The sequence below is a fragment of the Pseudomonas sp. SCA2728.1_7 genome (assembly GCF_018138145.1).
Lineage (GTDB): Bacteria > Pseudomonadota > Gammaproteobacteria > Pseudomonadales > Pseudomonadaceae > Aquipseudomonas > Aquipseudomonas koreensis_A.
In genome coordinates this window covers 5,556,253-5,579,782 of sequence record NZ_CP073104.1, presented here as the reverse complement: position 1 = coordinate 5,579,782, position 23,530 = coordinate 5,556,253, and the positions used below count along the sequence as shown (strand labels likewise).

Annotated in this window: 13 protein-coding genes; 8 read left to right on the top strand and 5 right to left on the bottom strand. The window is 59.5% G+C overall.

Annotated features, from left to right (window positions below):
- Positions 1–245: 245 nt before the first annotated feature.
- Together KBP52_RS24975 and KBP52_RS24970 are read right to left on the bottom strand one after the other, a co-directional pair.
- Positions 246–605 (bottom strand): PilZ domain-containing protein, encoded by a 360-nt coding sequence (locus tag KBP52_RS24975; protein WP_077574329.1) that lies wholly within the window; start codon positions 603–605, stop codon positions 246–248.
- Positions 606–836: 231 nt separating this feature from the next.
- Positions 837–1,223, bottom strand: coding sequence for a hypothetical protein (locus KBP52_RS24970; RefSeq protein WP_007951249.1), 387 nt, complete (start codon positions 1,221–1,223; stop codon positions 837–839).
- A gap of 170 nt (positions 1,224–1,393) precedes the next feature.
- Here KBP52_RS24970 and pyk point away from each other — a divergent pair, with 170 nt between their 5' ends.
- A complete protein-coding gene (gene pyk / locus KBP52_RS24965; protein WP_077574310.1) occupies positions 1,394–2,845 on the top strand; it encodes a pyruvate kinase in 1,452 nt (483 codons plus the stop codon).
- 179 nt (positions 2,846–3,024) lie between these two features.
- On the opposite strand, the gene KBP52_RS24960 is transcribed toward pyk, so the two are convergent.
- Genes KBP52_RS24960 through KBP52_RS24950 form a run of 3 tightly spaced genes read right to left on the bottom strand, consistent with a single transcriptional unit; the run spans position 3,025 to position 5,838 of the window.
- Positions 3,025–3,774, bottom strand: a complete 750-nt coding sequence (locus KBP52_RS24960) for an enoyl-CoA hydratase-related protein (protein WP_212621185.1) — start codon at positions 3,772–3,774, stop codon at positions 3,025–3,027.
- Positions 3,775–3,803: 29 nt separating this feature from the next.
- Entirely contained in the window at positions 3,804–4,739 is a 936-nt protein-coding gene (locus KBP52_RS24955; protein WP_212621184.1) for an iron-sulfur-binding ferredoxin reductase, read from the bottom strand.
- On the bottom strand, positions 4,732–5,838 hold the full coding sequence (locus tag KBP52_RS24950) for a GGDEF domain-containing protein (protein ID WP_212621183.1): 1,107 nt from the start codon (positions 5,836–5,838) through the stop codon (positions 4,732–4,734). Before KBP52_RS24950 ends, KBP52_RS24955 begins: the two co-directional genes overlap by 8 nt.
- Before the next feature lie 991 nt (positions 5,839–6,829).
- Between KBP52_RS24950 and KBP52_RS24945 the strand changes: the two genes are divergently transcribed.
- The 7 genes from KBP52_RS24945 to KBP52_RS24915 all read left to right on the top strand — a co-directional run bounded on the left by KBP52_RS24945 (position 6,830) and on the right by KBP52_RS24915 (position 23,451).
- Entirely contained in the window at positions 6,830–8,353 is a 1,524-nt protein-coding gene (locus KBP52_RS24945) for a fumarate hydratase (protein ID WP_133340783.1), read from the top strand.
- Positions 8,354–8,555: 202 nt separating this feature from the next.
- A complete protein-coding gene (locus tag KBP52_RS24940; RefSeq protein ID WP_212621182.1) occupies positions 8,556–13,040 on the top strand; it encodes a SpvB/TcaC N-terminal domain-containing protein in 4,485 nt (1,494 codons plus the stop codon).
- Positions 13,037–15,745, top strand: coding sequence for an RHS repeat-associated core domain-containing protein (locus KBP52_RS24935; protein WP_212621181.1), 2,709 nt, complete (start codon positions 13,037–13,039; stop codon positions 15,743–15,745). The genes KBP52_RS24940 and KBP52_RS24935 overlap by 4 nt, the downstream gene beginning before the upstream one ends.
- Entirely contained in the window at positions 15,742–18,573 is a 2,832-nt protein-coding gene (locus KBP52_RS24930; RefSeq protein WP_249122211.1) for an RHS repeat-associated core domain-containing protein, read from the top strand. The genes KBP52_RS24935 and KBP52_RS24930 overlap by 4 nt, the downstream gene beginning before the upstream one ends.
- Positions 18,574–18,656: 83 nt before the next feature.
- Positions 18,657–20,417, top strand: coding sequence for an ATP-binding protein (locus tag KBP52_RS24925; RefSeq protein ID WP_212621180.1), 1,761 nt, complete (start codon positions 18,657–18,659; stop codon positions 20,415–20,417).
- Positions 20,417–21,745 (top strand): sigma-54 dependent transcriptional regulator, encoded by a 1,329-nt coding sequence (locus KBP52_RS24920; RefSeq protein WP_212621179.1) that lies wholly within the window; start codon positions 20,417–20,419, stop codon positions 21,743–21,745. Before KBP52_RS24925 ends, KBP52_RS24920 begins: the two co-directional genes overlap by 1 nt.
- Positions 21,746–22,131: 386 nt before the next feature.
- Positions 22,132–23,451, top strand: a complete 1,320-nt coding sequence (locus KBP52_RS24915; protein ID WP_007912608.1) for an MFS transporter — start codon at positions 22,132–22,134, stop codon at positions 23,449–23,451.
- The last annotated feature ends 79 nt before the right edge of the window (positions 23,452–23,530 follow it).

Sequence of the window (23,530 nt, the reverse complement as noted above, 5' to 3'; positions counted from 1 at the left end):
CCTGACAGTCCCGACGAACGGTAAATGCTGCAGCAGAGCAACTGAAAGCGTTCTGCATCAGCTAACGCCCGCTTGGTTATTGGCAGAGAAAACGCGGGGTGACGAGTGGACGATTGCGATGGTTTGACGCGTGGGCGGGGTACCCAAGGATGCTTTCGCGGGCAAGCCCGCTCCCACAGGATTCGTGCACAGCACAAATCAAAGGTCGGAACGAACCTGCTCGCAAAGCTTTTAGCGGTTTTGAATCAGGCCGAAGCCGGCATCGGCTGAAAACTGAAGTACTGCTGTAACGCCTGCACCAGTTGGCCGAATTCCGCCGGCGGGCGCTGTACGATGAAGCCGGCGTCGTAATGCAGCGGCGTGGCGTCTTCATGGCACCACACGCAACACGCGGTGAAGTCGATGACTTGCTGGCAGCCATCGCTGGCGGGGATTTTCAGGCGTAACTGGAAGTCCACCCCGATCATCATCGGCAACTGGCTGATCAGCATCAGCCCGTCTGCGGAGACATTGCCGAGAAAACCGATGGGCTTGTCGGTAACGCTGTTGAACACTCTGAGGAAGTACGGCAACTGGTGCCGTTCGATCCGGCGGTCGGTAAACATGCGCAGTTCGCCATGCAAGGCTCCATGACAGAGCCGCACCTTTGCTTCGGAACGTGCCTGTGTCGCAGGCCCGCTCTCCCCGCTTCCGGTGTGACGGTCGCCAAGTCGCCGTCACCTGACCACTTGCCAGTCGCAGGTGTTGCTCCGGGTTTACAGATTCAGCTCCAAACCCGGGTTACTCGACTATAGCTCAGCTTGTACACACAGCCAGATTTTGTATGACAACTGTCATCAGAAGCGGGTCGGGCGCACCACGGCAGCGGCGCTGCGCGTCGGGTAATGACCCAGGCTCTGCAAGGTTTCCAGACGCGCGCGGGCGCGGTAGGCGTATTCGCTGTTGGGGTACGAGGCGATGATGAACTGATAGGTCTGCGCCGCGTCGACAAACATTTTCTGCCGCTCAAGGCACTGGCCGCGCATCATCGACACTTCCGGCCACACATACGGGCGGGCACGGCTGGCGCGTTCGACCTTGGACAGCTCGAGCATGACCTGCTCGCAATTGCCGCGGTCATAGGCGCTGTAGGCGTTGTTCAAATGATGGTTCATCGACCAACGGGTGCAGCCCGTCACGGCGAGGACGCTGAGGGCAAGGGCGGCAATGGGTACGAATCGCATGAGGGTTCTCCTGTCTTGTGCTCTTTATCGACCCTTGCCGAGAAATCTTCAGAAGTGTTTGCGCCAATCGTCGTGTTCAATAAAGAAAACAATAAGTAGTGCATTCGAACAATGACTACACCCCAAGAGCATAGTAGCCTTCGCTAGCGCTTGAACTCAGGAGTCTTTGCATGTCCGTCCGTCGTACCAAAATCGTCGCTACCCTTGGCCCGGCCAGTAACTCGCCGGAAGTTCTCGAACAGCTGATTCTGGCTGGTCTGGACGTTGCCCGTCTGAACTTCTCCCACGGCACCCCCGACGAGCACAAGGCTCGCGCGAAGCTGGTGCGTGACCTCGCTGCCAAGCACGGCCGCTTCGTCGCCCTGCTCGGTGACCTGCAAGGCCCGAAAATCCGTATCGCCAAATTCGCCAACAAGAAGATCGAGCTGAAGATCGGTGACCAGTTCACCTTCTCCACCAGCCATCCGTTGACCGAAGGCAACCAGCAAGTGGTCGGCATCGACTACCCGGACCTGGTCAAGGACTGCGGCGTGGGCGACGAGCTGCTGCTCGACGACGGCCGTGTGGTGATGCGCGTGGATACCGCCACCGCAACAGAATTGCATTGCACCGTGACCATCGGCGGCCCGCTGTCCGACCACAAAGGCATCAACCGTCGCGGTGGCGGCCTGACCGCACCGGCCCTGACTGAAAAAGACAAGGCCGACATCAAGCTCGCCGCTGAAATGGAAGTCGACTACCTCGCGGTGTCCTTCCCGCGTGACGCTGCCGACATGGAATACGCCCGTCAACTGCGCGACGAAGCCGGCGGTACCGCCTGGCTGGTGGCGAAGATCGAACGCGCCGAAGCCGTGGCCGACGACGAAACCCTCGATGGCCTGATCAAGGCTTCCGACGCGGTAATGGTTGCCCGTGGTGACTTGGGTGTGGAAATCGGCGACGCCGAGCTGGTGGGCATTCAGAAGAAAATCATTCTGCACGCACGCCGCCACAACAAGGCGGTGATCGTCGCGACCCAGATGATGGAGTCGATGATCCAGAACCCGATGCCGACCCGCGCCGAAGTGTCCGACGTGGCCAACGCCGTGCTCGACTACACCGACGCCGTGATGCTGTCCGCCGAGTCCGCTGCAGGTCTGTACCCGCTGGAAGCTGTTCAGGCGATGGCGCGCATCTGCGTCGGCGCTGAGAAGCACCCGACCGGTAAAACCTCCAGCCACCGCATCGGCAAGGAATTCACCCGCTGCGACGAAAGCATCGCACTGGCGACCATGTACACCGCCAACCACTTCCCGGGCGTCAAAGCGATCATCGCCCTGACCGAAAGTGGCTACACCCCGCTGATCATGTCGCGCATCCGCTCCTCGGTGCCGATCTATGCGTTCTCGCCGCACCGTGAAACTCAGGCGCGCGCAGCCATGTTCCGTGGCGTGTACACCGTACCGTTCGACCCGGCTTCGCTGGAACCGCACGAAGTCAGCCAAAAGGCCATCGACGAACTGGTCAAGCGCGGCGTTGTGGAAAAAGGCGACTGGGTCATCCTGACCAAGGGCGACAGCTACCACACCACCGGCGGCACCAACGGCATGAAGATCCTGCACGTGGGTGACCCGCAGGTCTGAGTGATGCGCTGAAAAACAAGAGCCCCGGCATGTGAGTGCCGGGGCTTTTTGTTTTCTGATCCAGGAGATGTGTCGACTGATCCGACGCCATCGCGAGCAGGCTCACTCCTACAGGGGTACGCATTTCAAATGTAGGAGTGAGCCTGCTCGCGATGGCGTCAATCCATACAACAAATATCTCAATGCCGTTTGATAAATCCGGTCAACGCCGCCAACGCTTCCGGCGAACGCAACCGTTGGGTGAACAATGCGCCCTCCTCCTCGATCACCTTACGAATCAACTCGCGATCCGGCGCCTTCATCAATTGCTTGCTGATGCGCACCGCCTCCGCCGGCAGCTCGTCAAAACGCAATGCCACTTCCCGTGCCTTGCGCAACGCCGCATCACCACTGCCCAACGCCTCGGTGGCAATCCCCCACTGCGCAGCCTGTTCACCACTAAAGCCTTCGCCCAACAACAGAAGCTCCGCCGCTTTGGCCTGCCCGAGCAAACGCGGCAGGATCAGGCTGGAGCCAAACTCCGGGCACAACCCGAGATTGACGAACGGCATGCGCAATCGCGCATCGCGGCTGACATAGACCAGATCGCAATGCAGCAACAACGTGATGCCAATGCCCACCGCCGCGCCGGCTACAGCAGCTATTACCGGCTTGCGGCATTCGAGCAGGTTGAGCATGAAGTGAAACACCGGGCTGTCGAGGTCGCTCGGTGGTTGTTGGATAAAGTCAGCGATGTCGTTGCCGGCGGTGAAGCACTCTGCGCTGCCGGTGATCAGCACGGCGTTGATCTCAGGATCGCCATCGGCCTGCTTCAGCGCTTCGGCGAGGCGGCTGTACATGGCGCGGGTCAGTGCGTTTTTCTTGTCCGGGCGGTTGAGGCGCAGGGTCAGCAAACCGCGTTCGCGTTGCAGCAGGATGGCATCGGTCATGGCGTGTCTCGCGTCTGAAAATTCAGCGCTCAACCACGGCTCAAAAATACGTCGGCCAGCAGTTGGTTGCGCGGCAATCCGGCCAGGTACAGACGTCGGGCGAAGGCGTCGACGCTGGCCGTCGAGCCGCAGACTAAGGCCAGGGTTTGCCGGGAAACAAGGCGCAGTTGCGCCAAAGCGGCGGCTGACTCGGCCGCTGTCCACAGCTCGACAGTGAGGTTTTGCCGCTGTGCGGCCAGTGCGGCAAGGGGTTTGGCCAGATAGTGCTCGTCGGCATCATGGGCCACGTGAATGATGCGGATCGCGCCTTGGTGATCCTGGCGCAGGGCTTCACGCAACACGCCGAACAACGGGCCTAGACCGGTGCCGGCAGCCAGCAGCCACAGCGGCCGGTTGTGCCAGTCCGGGTCGTAATGCAAGGCGCCGCCTCGCAGTTCACCGAGGCGGATCGAATCGCCGATCTGCAAGCGCCGCGCGGCGTCGCTGAACTCGCCGGGCTGGCGGCAATCGAGGTGGAATTCGAGAAAACGATCTTCTTCCGGCAGGCTTGCCAGCGAATACGGTCGCGCAATGTGATCGATCCACAACACCAGATGTTGCCCGGCGCTGTAGCGCAAGGGCCGCTGCGGGGTCAGACGCAAGCGCAGAACGCTGTCGCTGAGCCAGTCCAGCGCCTCGACCACTGCCGGGCGACCGTCGGTGATCGGGTCGAAGGTGTGCACCTGCAAGTCTTCGACAACCTGACACTGACAGGCCAGACGCCAGCCTTGCTGACGCTGTTCGGCGCTCAAGGCGTCCGGGCGATTGTCGGCGGGCAGGCCTTGCACGCATTGCACCAGACAGGCATGGCAACTGCCGGCGCGGCAACTGTAAGGCACGACGACGCCATTCTGATTGAGGGCATCGAGCAGGTTGCTGCCCGTGGCCACTGACCATTGTCGCTCACCGACGCGAAGTTCAGGCATCAACGTTCTCCCACGCGGCCGCACACCGATTGCGCCCGTCACGCTTGGCCCGATACAAGGCTTGATCGGCGCGCTGCAAGGCGTCGTCCAGATCATCGCCCAATGCCAGCAGGGTCATGCCGGCCGAGAGACTGAGATTGCGCACATTCAGGCCGACCAGTTCAACGTCGGTGAAGGCGATGCGCAGACGCTCACAGCACGCGGTCAGCCGTTCAGCGTCGCAATCGGGCAGCAGCACAACGAATTCCTCACCACCATAACGCGCCAGTACATCGCCGTCGCGCAGACACGCCTGAGCGACGCCGGCGAAGGCCTGCAACACCTGATCGCCGGCGGCGTGGCCGTGCAGGTCATTGATGCGTTTGAAGTGGTCGAGGTCGATCAGTGCCAGGCCGTGCACGACATCGTCGTCCATTTCATTCAGCTCTCGCGTGGCCAGACGCAGAAAATGTCGACGATTGAACAGTCCGGTCAATTCATCGGTGGCGACCAGATCTTCGAGCTGACGCATCATCCCGCGCAGGGTGTCCTGATGCGCCTGCAAGGCAAACCGGCGCTGGCGCTGGCGTTGTCGCGACACCTGGACGAAGCGTGCGTAAAGCACCAGCCACGCCAGCACCATCGCCAGAATGCACACCTGCAAGGCTGCGAGCGCTGGCTCGCGCAAGCGGAAGTGGTAACCTTCCCACAGCGTGATTGCACAGAAACTGAAGAATACCAGCAGGGCACAGCGGATGAAGGCCCGTCGACTGAGATGGAACAGACCGAACAGCAGGATCAGCACGTAGAACACCAGAAAGGCGCCGCGAGCTTCATCCAGATGGGCGATCAGCCAGGTCTGCCAGCCGAGGCCGATCAGCACCTGTGCTTCGGTCAGGCTGGGGTCGGCAAAGCGCAGGTTGCGCCCGCTCCAGAACAGCGCGAACAGCACCGACTGACTGATCACCACCAGCGCACTGCCGATGGCCACCGAGCTGACAGGCTGGGCGTAATGTCCGGTGAAAAACGCCAGCCACAGCAGCAGCAAAGCCAATCCATAGGTGGCCGCAGCGAGGGCAAAGCGTTTGAGCAAAAGACGTTGAATGGCGTTATGGGTCAATCGTTGACTCACCGTGCGATAAGAGGCTGACCGAGTGTCCTACTCTACAGACCGGCTGCCACTTTAGAGGCGTAGTCGATAAATGACCACCGATTTTCGGGCTCGAAATTTGACGTCAAAAGTGTGGCCTGCGTATACCGCCAAAAGCCCCTCACCCTAACCCTCTCCCGGAGGGAGAGGGGACTGACCGTGTTGTTTGTTCGAGATACGCCGACCTGAAATACCGAGCCGAACTCAGGTTTGAACAGCATAAGATCGGCTCCCGCTCCTGAGCTGAACTCAAGTCTGAACAGCACGAAGATCAGCTCCCTTTCCCGAGTCGAACTCAGGTCTGAACAGCACGAAGATCGGCTCCCTTTCCCGAGCCGAACTCAAGTCTGAACAGCACGAAGATCAGCTCCCTTTCCCGAGTCGAACTCAAGTCTGAACAGCACGAAGATCAGCCCACTTTCCTGAGCCGAACTCAGGTCTGAACAGCACGAAGATCAGCTCCCTTTCCCGAGTCGAACTCAAGTCTGAACAGCACGAAGATCAGCTCACTTTCCCGAGTCGAACTCAGGTCTGAACAGCACGAAGATCAGCTCACTTTCCCGAGTCGAACTCAGGTCTGAACAGCATGAAGATCAGCTCCCTTTCCCGAGTCGAACTCAAGTCTGAACAGCACGAAGATCAGCTCAATTTCCTGAGCCGAACTCAAGTCTGAACAGCACGAAGATCGGCTCCCTTTCCCCCTCGCCCCCTTGGGGGAGAGGGCTGGGGTGAGGGGGTGGCTCTTGAAGTGCAAACCCGCTGTCCGATATTCGCCCACCCATGCGACCAACGAATGACTGCCGGCGCGTGTACGCCCCATCTAGGCGCGGTATACTGCCGCGCCTTTTTAGCGTCGCGCCAGCAGCCCCGGCGTGCCTTGAAAGGTGCTTGCGACCGACCGATGCACCCAAGCCGCAGGCACCTTATTAAAATGTTCCCGTCTTTTAGAGGAGCGCGACTCATGACCGTGATCAAGCAAGACGACCTGATTCAGAGCGTTGCCGACGCCCTGCAGTTCATTTCCTATTACCACCCCGTGGATTTCATCCAGGCGATGCACGAAGCCTACCTGCGCGAAGAATCGCCAGCGGCCCGTGACTCGATGGCGCAGATCCTGATCAACTCGCGCATGTGCGCCACCGGCCACCGCCCGATCTGCCAAGACACCGGTATCGTCACCGTGTTCGTGCGCGTCGGCATGGACGTGCGTTGGGATGGCGCCACCATGGGCCTGGACGACATGATCAACGAAGGCGTACGTCGCGCCTACAACCTGCCGGAAAACGTCCTGCGTGCCTCGATCCTCGCCGACCCGGCGGGTGCTCGGAAAAACACCAAGGACAACACCCCTGCCGTGATTCACTACTCCATCGTCCCGGGCAACACCGTGGAAGTGGACGTGGCGGCCAAGGGCGGCGGTTCCGAGAACAAGTCGAAAATGGCCATGCTCAACCCGTCCGACTCAATCGTCGACTGGGTACTCAAGACCGTTCCGACCATGGGCGCCGGCTGGTGCCCACCGGGCATGCTCGGTATTGGCATCGGCGGCACCGCCGAGAAAGCCGCGGTCATGGCCAAGGAAGTGTTGATGGAATCCATCGACATCCACGAGCTGAAAGCCCGTGGTCCACAGAACCGCATCGAAGAAATGCGTCTGGAGCTGTTCGAGAAGGTCAACCAGTTGGGCATTGGCGCCCAGGGCCTCGGTGGCCTGACCACCGTGCTCGACGTGAAAATCATGGACTACCCGACCCACGCAGCCTCGCTGCCGGTGTGCATGATCCCGAACTGCGCCGCCACCCGTCACGCACACTTCGTGCTCGACGGTTCCGGCCCGGCCTCGCTGGAAGCGCCACCGCTGGACGCCTACCCGGAAATCGTCTGGGAAGCTGGCCCGTCGGCCCGCCGTGTCAACCTCGACACCCTGACCCCGGAAGACGTGCAGAGCTGGAAGCCGGGCGAAACCGTCCTACTCAACGGCAAAATGCTCACCGGTCGCGACGCTGCGCACAAGCGCATGGTCGAGATGCTCAACAAGGGTGAAACCCTGCCGGTCGACCTGAAGGGCCGCTTCATCTACTACGTCGGCCCGGTTGACCCGGTCGGTGACGAAGTGGTTGGCCCGGCGGGCCCGACCACCGCTACGCGGATGGACAAGTTCACCCGGCAGATCCTCGAGCAGACCGGCCTGTTGGGCATGATCGGCAAATCCGAGCGCGGCCCGACCGCGATCGAAGCGATCAAGGACAACAAAGCCGTGTACCTGATGGCCGTTGGCGGCGCTGCTTATCTGGTGGCTCAGGCGATCAAGAAGTCGAAGGTGCTGGCATTTGCCGAACTGGGCATGGAAGCGATCTACGAGTTTGAGGTCAAGGACATGCCGGTCACCGTTGCGGTGGACAGCAACGGTGAGTCGGTGCACATCACCGGTCCTGCGATCTGGCAACAGAAGATCAGCGAAAGCCTGGCGGTAGAAGTGCAGTAAGCATTTCGCTCTCATAAAAACGGCCGGTTCATCTGCAACGATGAACCGGCCGTTTTTATTTGTGCGAACCGATCGCGATAAAAAACCTGCCAAAGCACACAAAATGATCTTGCGCACCTGTCAGATCTGACAGGTTCAATTTCAGCCTGTTCTTGTTAGCGTCAATCCATACACGCCCACGTCAAGCGCGATGGATTTCCCTATGCCCGATCAAGACTTGAGCATTACTGCTCCTTCCATCGCCAAAAGCTCATCAATCGCCACCATTGGCAACAGTTGGAGCGCCGTCGGCCCGACCGGTACGGCTGGATTCGAACTGCCTGTCCCGACGACTGCCGGACGCGGCTATGATCCGCAACTGACCCTGCGTCACAACAGCAACAGCGGCAACGGCCCCTTCGGCGTGGGGTGGGGTATAGACATCAGCCGGATCAGCCGCCGCACCAACAAGGGTGTGCCGCGCTACACCGTTCACGATGAAATCGTCAATCAGAATGGCGAAGTGTGCATGGCCGAGCTGGATGAAAACGGCGATCTCAAATACCGTTTGGAGAGCACATACAACGGCCAGGACATCGGCCCGCATAAAGTGGTGCGTTACTGGCCGCGAATCGAAAGCGATTTCGCCCTGTGCGAGTGCTGGCAACGGCAGACCGGGAAGCCCGATGAACCGGTGTTCTGGCTAGTGCATGGCGCTGATGGCTCATTGCGCGCCTATGGCATGACTGGCGCTTCACGCCTCGCCGCCCCCGACGATGCGTCTCGCGTCAGCGCCTGGCTGTTGTGCGAAAGCATGAACGCGCGCGGCGAGCACATCTGCTACGAATACAAAGCTGACGATGCTGAGCCTGACCCGGTTCATGACTATCGTGCCCAGCGTTATCTGCGCCGGGTGTGCTACGGCAACGTCGTGGCAAGCAACCAGCTATTGAGCTGGACCTCCGATAACCCCGCGGCCACTGCGCGATGGTATTTCCAGTTGCTGTTCGATTTTGGCGAGCGCGGAACATTACTCACTGATAAGCCGGAATATGCCAGCACCAAGCTCTGGCCCGTGCGTGACGACGCTTTTCTGACCCACGGACAAGGTTTTGAACTGGGCACCCGCAGACGGTGCCACCAGGTGCTGATGTTTCATCTCTTTCCTGACGGTGCGGTCGACAGCGCCAAACTCGTTCGCCGATTGCTGCTGGAATATGGGCCACTGTCAAATGAGCAGCCCTACAGCCTGATCCGCGCGGCGCACTATCAAGGGTTCAATGCCGACGGTAGCGCCGAAAACTCAGCGCCAGTGGAGTTCGAGTACTCGGCGTTCCGCATCAATAAAGTCCCGCAGCGCTTTCTCGAATCCGACCAGCAAAATGGCATTGAGGACGGCCGTTTCTACAGCTGTATCGATCTGTGGGGCGAAGGCCTGCCGGGTTTGCTCTGCCGTTACGACCAGGCCTGGTATTACCGAGAACCCAAGCGCGCGAAGCCCAACACCGACCAGGTCGATTATGAGCAATGGCAGTTGCTGGAGAAGATCCCTGTCGCCAACCGTAATAGCGCCGTGCTGCAAATGCTCACCGACCAGATCGGTAGCGGACACTTGCAATGGGTCACCGCACAACCGGGCTTCAGTGGTTTTCGTGAACTGACCGAACAGCGTGGCCTCTCTGAATTTTTTCCCATCGACGCCTGGCCGAAGGAGTTTTTCTCCTCGCAGGCAGTCGTCGGCGACTTCGCCGGCGATAGTTTGCTTTCATTGGCGATCATCGCCAGAGACTACGTTCGCTACTACCAGAATCTGCGTGAGAAAGGCTTCGCGCCGGCTGAGAACGTTACTCATGACCACGACGACCCCTTGCCAGTGTTCAGCAATTCACGCAGTGAACTGGTCATGCTGGGCAATCTGACCGGCAGTGATATTCCCGGGTTGTGCCGCATTCGCCATGACCGGGTCGATTATTGGCCAAGTCTGGGTCATGGCAAATTCGGCAGAGGTCGCAAGATCAGCGAGTTGCCGTTCAACTATGGAGAGTTCGATTCGTTGCGTGTGCGCCTTGCCGACATTGACGGCTCCGGCGCACCGGCGCTGATTTATCTGAAATCCGATGTTTTCGAGATCTATCTGAACTGCGCGGGTAACGGTTTCATACAAACGCCCGTGATTGTCCCTTGGCCGACAGGCGTGCGGTACGACTCGTTGTGCCACGTTATCTTCGCCGACCTGCAGGGGCTGGGTTGCGCCACGCTGATCCTGACCGTGACGCACATGCAGCCGCAGCATTGGCGCTACGACTTCGTCTCGGCCAAACCCTATCAACTGATCGCCAGCAATAACAACATGGGTTGCAGCACCCGTGTGACCTATCGCAGTTCGGCACAGGAATGGCTGGATGAAAAACGCGCCTTGCTCAAACGCCGGCGCCTGCCAGTGTGCCGTTTGCCATTTGCGGTGTCGGTGGTCAAGCAACAGCAGCAACTCGATGAGATCACCGGTAACTGCTTGACCCGGGTTTTTACCTGGCAGGAGGGGTATTACGATTCCAGGGAGCGCGAATTCCGCGGTTTTGGTCATGTGCAGCAGACCGACAGCGAAGCGGCCACGATCAATCCGGATCCAGGCTTTAGCCAGCCGGTACGAGTACTGACCTGGTACCACACGGGCCGCGCGCTGAATCTCTCCCGCCTGACCTATTTCAAAAGAGATGCGCAGGCTGTCGCGTTGGGCAAAACCTTGTTCACCCGTTATGAGCGCAAAAAGGGCGTCGATAAAATCGTCAAAACCACGCTCGACGCCGAAAGCAAATACCAGATTGCGCGGGCCTTGGTCGGCTCGGTTCTGCGCAGCGAGACGTACGCCGACACACCGCGCCTCACCATGCCTTACCTGGTCGTAGAGCGGCGTTATCTGGTGCGCGAAGTACGGCCCCAGGATCGGTATGCCGCCGCGGTTTTACTGCCGATGCTGGCAGAGGAAATCGAGTATCAATACGACGGTTTCGCCAATGATCCGCTTTGTCGGCACAGCATCAACCTGCTGCGGGACGCCTACGGATCATTGATCCGTGGGTTCGACGTGAGTTACGCCCGCAGGCTGACGGCCGACAGCCCCGCGCCCTTCGCCGATGAAGATGAAAACGCTTTTTGGCGCGACGCCCACGACGATGCACAGCAATCGTTCTATTTGAGGGAGTCGCGTGCCCGATTCATTGATCTGGACACTGATCGACAAAAATGGCGCCTGGGCCTGCCCTACCAACAACGTGAAAATGCGCTGGTGTTGCCCAAAGGCACGCTGCCTGCCGGGCTGAATCCGGCGCAGGTGTCCTACGAGAACTTTACGAAACATCAGGATTCGAAAACCTGGCTCGACCTGCACGTACTGATAACACAATCCGTGCAGCGTTATGTGGGCACAGACGGTAAGCCACTCAATGATGGTGAAGCCGGTTTCGAAGCCTTGTCAGGCCGGGTGGAAGTGGCGCTGCTGGACAAAACCGCACTGGACGCCTACAGCCTGCCCGGCAAGGATTTTGACGTGCGGGCCGAACTGAAAAAAATCGGTTACAACTCAATGCCGTTTCTGTTCGGGATAATCCCGCGGGGCAGCACACATCAGGACTTGTGGTCTGCGTACTTCAATGATGTCGAATACCACGATAGCGAGCATTTCCATCACGTGCGACGTTATCGCGAAACACTCAGCCACGGTTGGACCAGCGCTGACTATGATCCCTTCGCACTGAGGATTATCCGCGTTGAACTGCCCGACGGTTGTGTGACGCAAACCCGCTACGATGATCACCATCTACTTCCCCGGGAAATCACCGACGCCAATGAAAACGTCGAGGAAGTGCATTACGACGCCTCCGGGCAACCCATGAGGTTCAGTTTTTACGGCAGCGAAAGGGGGGCGGCCGTCGGCTTCTGCCCACTGAGCGAATATATCCCTCTGCCGGATCCCCATCCTGAAAAAGCCATCGCCAATCCGGAGGGCGCCGTGCAACGTGCGGCGAGTACGCTGCATAAAGACCTGTTCAGCTGGATGGGACAGATTCCGCCCGGTGCGGCGTTGTACTCAAAATGGATAGACCAGAGGCTTCTGTTACCCAGCGGGCATATTCGCGCCAGCGCCCGCCGTCGGCTGACCCACGGTAAAGACCTGACGGCTGATGAACTTGCATTGTTTGCGGCGATAAAAGAAGTCTGGCGCGAGCCGGTGTACACGGTGAGCCTTAGAGCCGATCGCTACCCCGGCGACGTAATCAAGCAACAGTTCCAGATAGTCAAGGCCTGTGTCGACGGTTTTGGCCGGTCATTGCAAACCCAACAACTGGTCGATCCGGGCGAGGCGTACGAGGTAGACCCGACAGACTGCTCGCTGCTCATAGATAAAGGTCAGTCGCCTGCCAATCCACGCTGGCGCATCAGCGAACGCGTCGAGTACAACAACAAGGGGTTGCCGACGCGCCAGTACCGGCCGTTTTTTGCCAACAGGCATTGCTACATCAACGATCGATCACTGCACAAACTCGGACTGTACGATCAGCTGTTTTATGACCCATTGGGTCGCGTGGTTAAAGTGCTCAACGCCAAAGGCTACTTTTCCCGAGAGACTTACCATCCCTGGTATCGCGCCTCCTACGATTTCAACGACACCGCCGAAGAAGCGCCGCCTTCCAAGGTGCCGAAACAATGAACGCCAGTGTGCATTCGCGCACGCCCTCGCTGGCGGTGATCGACGGCCGTGGCCTGCCGATTCGTCAGGTCGCCTACCTGCGCACGGTGGCTGGCGAGCCCCCTGGAGCACTCGTGACACGCCAACAACACGATGTGGCCGGCCGTCTGGTGGCGCAACACGATCCTCGCTTGCCCATAGCGAACGCCACAACCGTTTACACGCTGGACGGCGCGGCGGTGCTCACCGACAGCGTCGATAGCGGCAGGCGCCATGTGCTCGCCGGCCTCGCCGGCGAGCCGCTGCAACGTTGGGACGAGCGCGGCCATCACTGGCGCTCGACCTTTGACAGCCAACTGCGCGTGGTGGCGACGGAGCTCTCGGGCAACGGTCAGAATCAGCTCGATACCTTCGCCTATGCCGAGGGGGCCGAGAGCGCAACCCACAACCGGCGCGGCAAACTGATCCAGCAGGTCGATCCCTCAGGTTCACTGGACATCCGCTGCTATGCCTTCACCGGCCAGCCACTGGAGGAAACCCGTACGTTCCATGATGGCGCAGCGTACACCAGCAAGCATGTGTTCAGTCCGCTCGGCGTCGTGCTGGAGCAGACCGATGCCGGCGAACATTGTCGACGGTCACGTTACAGCCTCGCCGGGCAACTCAAACAGGTGGATCTGTGGATCAAGGGCACACAACTACAACCGGTGTTGCTGGATGCGCAGTACAACGCCAATGATCAGATCGTCGAGCAACGGGCCGGCAACGGTGTGCTCAACCAATGGACCTACGATCCCGCCGACGGACGCCTGCACTCCCAGTGCAGCCAGGCAGACGAAAAATTACTGCAGAGTTTTGTGTATTTTTACGACCGGATGGGCAATGTTGTCCGCGTCGAAGACCGCACCTTTGAACCCGTCTGGTTTGCCAATCAACGGATCGACGGTCACCGCGATTTCAGCTACGACTCACTGTACCGGTTGATCCGCGCCACCGGCTACGACGACGCTGCGCCTTCGGACATTCCCGGCTGGCCGACACCGACCGACCCGAAAAACCGCCTCAATTACACCCAGAGCTATAAATACGACGACGGCGACAACCTGACCGAACTGTGTCATGTACGAGACGGTAATACCTTCACCCGTCAGATGTGTATCGACCCGAACAGCAACCGCGGCGTGCTCTGGAAATCCGGCGACGCACCGCCGGATTTCGACACGTTGTTTGATCCTCACGGCAATCAACAGACTCTGAAGCCAGGTCCGAGATTGCAGTGGAACGCGCGCGACGAGCTGGAAAGCGTGCCTCTGGTCATCCGGAAAAACAGCAACAGTGACGCCGAGCATTACCGTTACAGCCAGGGCCAGCGAGTCTTCAAATGCCATGAATGGTTTACCGGCACCACCCGCCACTTTCATCAGGTACGTTACCTGCCCGGCCTGGAAATCCGCACCAAGGACGACGGCGAAGAACTGCACGTCATCAGCCTCGGCAATGCGCGGTGCCTGCACTGGATCACCGGGCGTCCCGGCAGCATCGAAAACAATCAAATGCGCTACAGCCAGAAAGACCACCTCGGCTCCTGCGTGATGGAGCTCGATCAACAGGCCGACATAACCAGCAAGGAAGGTTATTACCCCTTCGGCGGAACCGCGTGGCTGGCGGCACGACACGAAGTGGAAGTGCGCTACAAATTCATCCGTTATTCAGGCAAGGAAATGGATGTCAGCGGGTTGTATTACTACGGTGCACGGTATTACGCGCCGTGGTTGCAGCGCTGGGTCAGTGCGGACCCGGCGGGGGCCGTGGATGGGCTGAATCTGTATGGGTTTGTCGGGAACAATCCACTCAGTTATTTCGATGCTCAAGGGCAACAGCGAACATCTTCCGAATTATTGACAATCGTGAGTGACTATGAAGATTTGCTGGCTACTGCCACGCGAAGACTGGACACATCGATCTATCAACTCAGCCACTTGAACTCTACCAAGGATATCTACCGCTCCAGCGGAAAGCGGGCTGTCCTGACGTTGCTCAACGTTCTAGCCTCTGCCATCACAGCGGGTACGGTGTTTACCGCAGCTACCGTCGTCGGAACGTTGGCCACCATCAACCCGGTCACGGGGTTAGCTATCGGAGTAGCCACCGCGGCAATCGCCGCTGACGTGACAGGCGCCGAGATTGACAAACTCGGCGAAGACAATGCCTTTGGTTACAAACTTTTGCCCGATAGCGCAGATTACGACATCGGCAACCTGACTGAAGAAGCCAAATCCAAAGGCTGGAAAGCGAAAATCAAGTCTTTCGTCTCAAAATATGACCCGCGCACTACAGACGGAAACAAGGAATCATTAATCGTAGGGGGTATCGGAGCGGCTGATGTACTGACGGGTGGCACTCATCTGGAAAAATTTCTGGCGTTCTTCCGCTTGAGTGCCGAAGTGACCGAGGCATTCAATGATTCGCTGGGGCAGCATGATCTGGATCTGGTAGAGCAAGGGATCGAATCGGCTGCCGCTTACCTCACTTCCCGCATGGCACTGTCTGACTTGGCTCTGGAAGAGCTGGAAGGTCTCGGCCGGGAACACATTGCAACGGCGCAGGGCACCCGCTATCGCCTTGCGCAGGCGGAAACCGTCGTGCTGGGCAAGATGAATCGTGCGCTCGAGTTACTGCCAAGAGTGTCGGCACACCTGCAACAGAAAAGCGCGGCGAAAGGATGATGATCACTCGCGCTTTGAATCGTACGCCAGAGGTCGTGGCCTGGGATGGCAGAGGCTTGGCTTTCAGACAAATAGCCTACCTGCGCAAAGCTGCCGACGCTGCTATTGAACCGCTCATTACTCGCCAGTACTACAACGTGATAGGCGCGGAGATTGAAAAATGGGATGCGCGTCTTTTTGGCGCAAAGGCTCGCCCCAACCTCGCCACCGTCTCTTCACTAAATGGCCAGCCGTTGAAAATCGACAGCGTTGACGCCGGCTGGCGCTTGACCCTCCCGGGACTGGCCGGTGAGCCTTTGCAGCGCTGGGACCAGCGCGGTAGCCATTGGCACATGAACTTCGATCAGCAACTGCGGGTGGTAGCGGTCGAGGAAAATGGTGAACCCGATGTGGATGTTTTCATTTACGCCGGCGCCTCGGCGAAGGCGCAGTTCAACCAACGCGGGCAGTTGCTGGAGCAAAAAGACCGTGCCGGTTCGCTGTTGACGGACAGTTTTTCCCTGACCGGCCCGCCGCTGTGCGAAACCCGCACCTTCCAGGACGGTGAAGCGTTCACCAGCGCACAGGTGTTCAGCCCGCTCGGTGCGCTGCTGGAGCAGACCGACGCCGGCGGCCATCAACGACGCTCGCGCTACGGCCTGGCCGGGCACCTCAAAAAAACTGAACTGCTGATCAGCGGCACGCCTGACTGGCAAGAGGTGTTGCAGGACGCGCAGTACAACGCCAACGACCAGATCATCGAACAACTGGCCGGCAATCGCGTCCTCAGTCAGTGGACATATGACCCGGCGGACGGTCGTTTGCACACCCAGTCGAGCCACAAGGACGCTTACACAGTCCTGCAAAACCTCGAATATTTCTACGACCGCGTCGGCAATATCACCCGCATCAAGGACCACGCTTTTCAGCCGCGCCACTTCGCCAACCAACTGATCGATGGCCACCGCGATTTCACCTACGACTCGCTCTATCGGCTGACCAGCGCCACCGGTTACGACGACGCCCCACCGCCCGACATACCTGGCCTGCCGCAACCGGGCGACCCGAACAATCGCCTCAATTACACCCAGACTTACCAATACGACAGAAGCGGCAACCTGACAAAACTTTGTCACGTGCGAGCCGGCAATAACTTCACCCAGCAGATGCGCATCGACCCACAGAGCAATCGTGGTGTGCGCTGGAAACAAGGCGATGCGGAGCCGGATTTCGACAAGTTGTTCGATACACACGGAAACCAGCAGGCGCTACAGCCAGGCCAATCCATGAGTTGGAATGCCCGCGACCAACTGTTGAAGGTGACCCTGCTACCCCGCACAAACGGGCGCAATGATGCCGAGGGTTACGGGTACAGTCGGGGCATGCGTGTGTTCAAACGCTACGAAACCTTCACTGCCACCACCGAACATTTCCAGCAGGTGCGCTACCTTCCGGGGCTGGAAATCCGCACCCGCGACAACGGCGAAGAACTGCACATCATCAGCCTCGGAAATGCGCGCTGCCTGCACTGGCTGGCGAAAAAACCCGATGACATCGACAACGATCAACTGCGCTACAGCCTCCAGGATCACCTCGGCTCCTGCGTGATCGAACTGGATCAGCAGGCGCGAAGGGTCAGCGAGGAAGGTTATTACCCCTTCGGCGCCACGGCGTGGATGAGCGCGCCCTCGGGGACTGAAGTCAGCTACAGATTCATCCGCTATTCGGGCAAGGAAATGGACGTCAGCGGTTTGTATTACTACGGCGCACGGTATTACGCACCATGGCTGCAACGCTGGGTCAGCGCGGACCCGGCAGGCGACGTGGATGGGCTGAATCTTTACGCCTTCGTCGGCAACGATCCGATTGGCCATGTCGACGTCAACGGTGAATCCAAGTGGCCTACTTTGGACGATATGAATGCCGGAGTGGATCGCATCATTGCTTCGCAAAACAAGAGCTTTGCCAAAAATGCGCAACGCCTTGCAGAAAAGCGTATGGCCCGCCAAATGAATGATCAGATGATGCAGCACATTGAAATTCTGGGGATTACCCAGCGCCGCGCCAGCGATGCCGCCAAGCAACTCGACAGAATGGGTTCAGGCAGCGACATTGCCTTGGCGACAACACGCAGAACGCTGGTATTGGTCGCAAGCAAAGCCCTCAGTTATGGCGTCGGTCTAACGATCGGTGTCGGTGCTCAGGCTCTAGGCGCCGCGGCACCCGGTGTCGGCAACGTGATAGGCGCAGGGATGGGCTACGCCGCAAAAATCGGGGTCAGCGCGCTCATCGACTACGCGGCTGAAAGAAGCGGACTGAGCGCGTCGGTCAATTTGAAAACCTCCAAAGTGTCAGCGGACACTATTATCGAGAAAGCCCAACACAAACAAATGCAGCCGCTTGAGTATTTAAACGCCAAACTCCAGGGCATGATTCCTCGCGACAAAAAATCCGGACTCAAGTTGGTGAAGGAGGCAGGCGCTCAACTAACGGCGACGGGTGTGAAGGGAACTCTCAATTCACTACCTCCCGCAGCGGCCGGCGCCATCGCTAGCGGAGCCGCGGCGTTATGGAGTTTGCCGGAAATTGTCAATGAAGCGGCCAAGGCCATCTCTGGAAAATCCAGCGAAAAAATGTTTGAGTTCGAGGGGAAAATTCTCGGACTTGCACAGGCTATCGAGGCGAGTAACGACTCGGTCCATGAGTATGCTCACGCACTTGGCAGAACCAGCATGAACGGCGTCGACCTCAACGATCTAGACCAGGAAACAGCCCGAATCACCGACATGCTCCACGGTCTGGCGTTAACGGTGCAAAAGCATAGAACTGCTCACCACGCCGCCGCGTAAATGGGCGGCTTTCTGAGCGGGGACAATGTTCCCGCCTGCCGACATGCTATCGTGCCCGCCCGACTGCCATCCGTTAGCCCAGCATGCTGCCGACTTCCCGTACCTTGCGTCTGTCGTTGTATACCCTGCTGATCATCACCGGCGCGGCGCTTGCCGCCACACTTGCGATCCGCCACGCCGAACGTCAGGCGCTGGAGGAAGACGCCGCCCGCGCCAACCAGCAACTGGCGTTGTACGCCAATTCCCTGCACACCCTGATCGACCGCTACCGCGCCCTGCCCGCCGTGCTGGCGCTGGACCCGCAATTGCGCTCGGCGCTGGCCGGGACGGTCGATGCCGAAGAGCAGTCAGCGCTGAACCTGAAACTGGAAAAGATCAACGGCGCGGCGCAATCCTCGACCCTTGAACTGCTCGATCACACCGGGCTTGCCGTGGCGGCGAGCAACTGGCGTCTGCCGAGCAGTTACGTCGGCCACAATTACGGCTTTCGTCCCTATTTCAGCCAGACCCGCACCCAAGGCACCGGGCGTTTTTACGCGGTGGGCGTGACCAGCGGGATTCCCGGCTACTTCCTCTCCAGCGCGGTGCTCGGCGATAACGACGAGTTCCTTGGCGCAATGGTGGTCAAGCTGGAATTCCCCGAGCTGGAACGCGAATGGAGTCAGGGCAATGACACGCTGCTGGTCAGCGATGCGCGCGGGATCATCTTCATCGCCAACCAGCCCGGCTGGCGTTACCGCGCGCTGCGTGCGTTGAGCGCCAGCGACATGGCCGAGATCAAAGCCACGCGCCAGTACGACAAACAGTCGCTGCAGCCTTTGACCCATTTGTCGCTGCGCAGCTTCGATGACAACAGTGATCTGCGCCGCGTCGAAGGCCCTGAGGGCACAGCGGATTATCTATGGGAATCGCTGCCACTGAGCGCCGAAGGCTGGACCCTGCACCTGCTGCGCCATCCGCAAGTGGCCTTCGAAGACCTGCGCAACGCCGGCCTCGCCGCCGCCGGGGTGTGGCTGGCGCTGGTGTTTCTGTTGCTGTTTCTCAACCAGCGCTGGCGCCTGTCGAGAATCCGCCAGCGCAACCGTGAGGAACTGGAACAGTTGGTGGAAGAACGCACCCGCGACTTGCGTACCGCGCAGGACGGCCTGGTGCAATCGGCCAAACTCGCCGCGCTCGGCCAGATGTCCGCCGCGCTGGCCCACGAAATCAATCAGCCGCTGACCGCTCAGCGCATGCAACTGGCGACTCTGCGCCTGCTGCTCGACCATGGCCGTGTCGACGATGCCTATAAAGCCTTGAAACCGGTGGACGACATGCTCACGCGCATGGCCGCCCTCACCGGCCACCTCAAGACCTTCGCGCGCAAAAGTCCCAGCGGCTTGCGCGAACGACTGGATCTGGCGACGGTGGTCGATCAGTCGTTGCAGTTGCTCGATGCACGGCTGCGCGATGAACAGGTCAGTCTGGTGCTGCACCTGACACGTCCGGCGTGGGTGCGCGGCGATGCGATTCGTCTCGAACAGGTACTGATCAACCTGCTGCGCAACGCCCTCGATGCGATGCAGGGCAAAGCCTGCAAGCGTCTGGAAATCCGTCTGGAAGCCGATGAACAACTGTGGCGGCTGAGCGTCAGTGACAATGGCGGCGGCATCGCCGAAGACCATTTGGGCCAGGTCTTTGATCCGTTCTTCACCACCAAACCGGTGGGCGACGGTCTGGGCCTGGGGTTGGCGGTATCCTTCGCTATCGTGCATGAATCCGGCGGCCGTCTGAGTGCCGAAAATGGCGACAGCGGCGCGGTGTTCAGCCTGACTTTGCCGATCGATCTGGAGGCACACATCTGATGCTCAATTCGGTAATGGTGGTCGATGACGAAAGCAGCATTCGCAGCGCCGTCGAGCAGTGGCTGAGCCTGTCGGGGTTCGCGGTGCAGTTGTTCAGCCGCGCCGAAGATTGCCTCGCCGCCCTGCCCGCGCACTTTGCCGGGGTGATCCTCAGTGACGTGCGCATGCCCGGCATGGGCGGCCTGGCGTTATTGGCCGAGGTGCAGAAACGCGACGCTGATCTGCCGGTGATTCTGCTCACCGGCCATGGCGATGTACCGATGGCCGTCGAGGCGATGCGCGACGGTGCCTACGACTTTCTGGAAAAACCGTTCAGCCCGGAAACCCTGCTCGGCAGCTTGCGCCGGGCGCTGGACAAACGCCGGCTGATTCTGGAAAACCGTGCCCTGCACGAACAGGCTGACAACCGCGCGAAACTCGATGCGACGTTGCTTGGCGTGTCCCGTGGTTTGCAGACGTTGCGTCGGCAAGTGCTGGATCTGGCGGCGTTGCCGGTCAACGTATTGATCCGTGGCGAGACTGGCAGCGGCAAGGAACTGGTCGCGCGTTGCCTGCATGATTTCGGCCCGCGCGCGGCCAAGCCGTTCGTGGCGCTGAACTGTGCGGCGATCCCTGAGCAGCTGTTCGAGGCCGAGTTGTTCGGTCACGAGAGCGGCGCGTTTACCGGCGCCTCGGGCAAGCGCATCGGCAAACTGGAATACGCAGACGGCGGCACTTTGTTTCTCGATGAAATCGAAAGCATGCCACTGGCCCAACAGGTCAAACTGCTGCGGGTGTTGCAGGAGCAGAAGCTTGAACGGTTGGGTTCGAACCAGAGCATTCGCGTCGACCTGCGGATTGTCGCGGCGACCAAACCGGATCTGCTCGACGAGGCTCGGGCCGGACGTTTTCGCGAGGATCTGGCCTATCGCCTCAACGTCGCCGAGCTGCGTTTGCCGCCGTTGCGCGATCGTCGCGAAGACATTCCGTTGCTATTCGAAACCTTTGCCCACAATGCCGCTGAACGCCTGGGGCGCACCTTTCCACCTTTGAGTGGTGCGCAATTGAGTCATCTGCTCAGCCACGACTGGCCGGGCAACGTGCGCGAACTGGCCAACGTTGCCGAACGCCAGGTGTTGGGGCTGGATGAGCCTGCGCCGGGGATCGATCCGGGGCAATCGCTGGCGGCGCAACAGGAGGCGTTTGAGGCGCAGTGTTTGCGTGCAGCGCTGACCCGGCACAAGGGCGATGTGAAAGCGGTGCTCGAAGAACTGCAACTGCCGCGCCGCACGTTCAATGAAAAGCTGCAGCGGCATGGGTTGAGTCGGGAGATGTTTTTGAGCGAGTAAGTCGGGCTTGGGATTTTCTGTGTAGCTGAGATCTTTTCCCCCTCACCCCAGCCCTCTCCCCCAGGGGGGCGAGGGGGAAGGGAGCCGATCTTCATGCTTTTCAAACCTGAGTTCGACGCCGAAATTGCAGGTCGGTGAATCTTGAATAAACACCTGCAGTCAGTCCCCTCTCCCCCCGGGAGAGGGTTAGGGTGAGGGGCTTTTGATCTTCGCCCCAATAAGCGGAAATCCGCTCATCAACCCAGATTCTTCGGCGATATCCCGCTCACCCAATCCCGCCACCCCCTCTAAACCGGCGCTCCCCCCGTTGGCACACCTCCTGCTATAGCCCTCGCAGGCTGCGTTCCAACGCGCTCCACAAAAACAATTAAACGAAGGATCCTTCAATGGATAACTCCAACGCCCTGCCACTTGGGTCGGCTGCCGTGCCCGCCAAAGAAAGAACCACCGCCAGCCGGATCAAATCGATCTTCAGCGGTTCCGTCGGCAACATGGTCGAATGGTACGACTGGTATGTGTATGCCGCCTTCTCCCTGTACTTCGCGAAAACCTTCTTCCCTGCCGGTTCCACCACCGCCCAACTGATGAACACCGCCGCGATTTTCGCCGTGGGCTTTCTGATGCGTCCGATCGGTGGCTGGCTGATGGGCATGTATGCCGACAAGGTCGGCCGTAAAAAAGCCCTGATGGCCTCGGTCTACCTGATGTGCTTCGGCTCGCTGCTGATCGCCCTCAGCCCGAACTACGAAACCATCGGCATCGGCGCGCCGATCCTGCTGGTGTTCGCGCGACTGCTGCAAGGCCTGTCGGTCGGTGGCGAATACGGCACCTCGGCGACCTATCTGTCGGAGATGGCGACCAAGGAACGTCGCGGCTTCTTCTCCAGCTTCCAGTACGTGACCCTGATCTCCGGCCAGCTCATCGCGCTGGGCGTGCTGATCGTGCTGCAGAACGTGCTGACCACTGAACAGCTGTACGCGTGGGGCTGGCGTATTCCGTTCGCCATCGGCGCGCTGTGTGCAGTCGTGGCGCTGTACCTGCGTCGCGGCATGGAAGAAACCGAGTCGTTCACCAAGAAAGAAAAGTCCAAGGAAAGCGCCATGCGCACCTTGATGCGCCACCCCAAAGAGCTGTTGACCGTGGTCGGCCTGACCATGGGCGGCACCCTGGCGTTCTACACCTACACCACCTACATGCAGAAATACCTGGTGAACACCGTCGGCATGAGCATCTCCGACTCGACCACCATTTCTGCCGCCACACTGTTCCTGTTCATGTGCCTGCAGCCGATCATCGGCGGCCTGTCGGACAAGATCGGCCGTCGTCCGATCCTGATCGCCTTCGGCGTGCTGGGGACGATCTTCACCGTGCCGATCCTGATGACCCTGCACACCATTCAGACCTGGTGGGGTGCGTTCTTCCTGATCATGGCGGCGCTGATCATCGTCAGCGGCTACACCTCGATCAACGCGGTGGTGAAAGCCGAGTTGTTCCCGACTGAAATCCGCGCGCTGGGCGTTGGGCTGCCGTACGCACTGACCGTGTCGATCTTCGGTGGCACCGCTGAATACATCGCGCTGTGGTTCAAGAGCATCGGCATGGAAACCGGCTACTACTGGTATGTGACGGCGTGCATCGCGGTGTCATTGCTGGTGTACATCACCATGAAGGACACCCAGAAGCATTCTCGTATCGTCACCGACTGATCGGGATTTCACAGCCACTGCAATGGTGGCTGTGATGGACTCTTCGCGAGCAGGCTCGCTCCCACATTGGTTCTGTGAT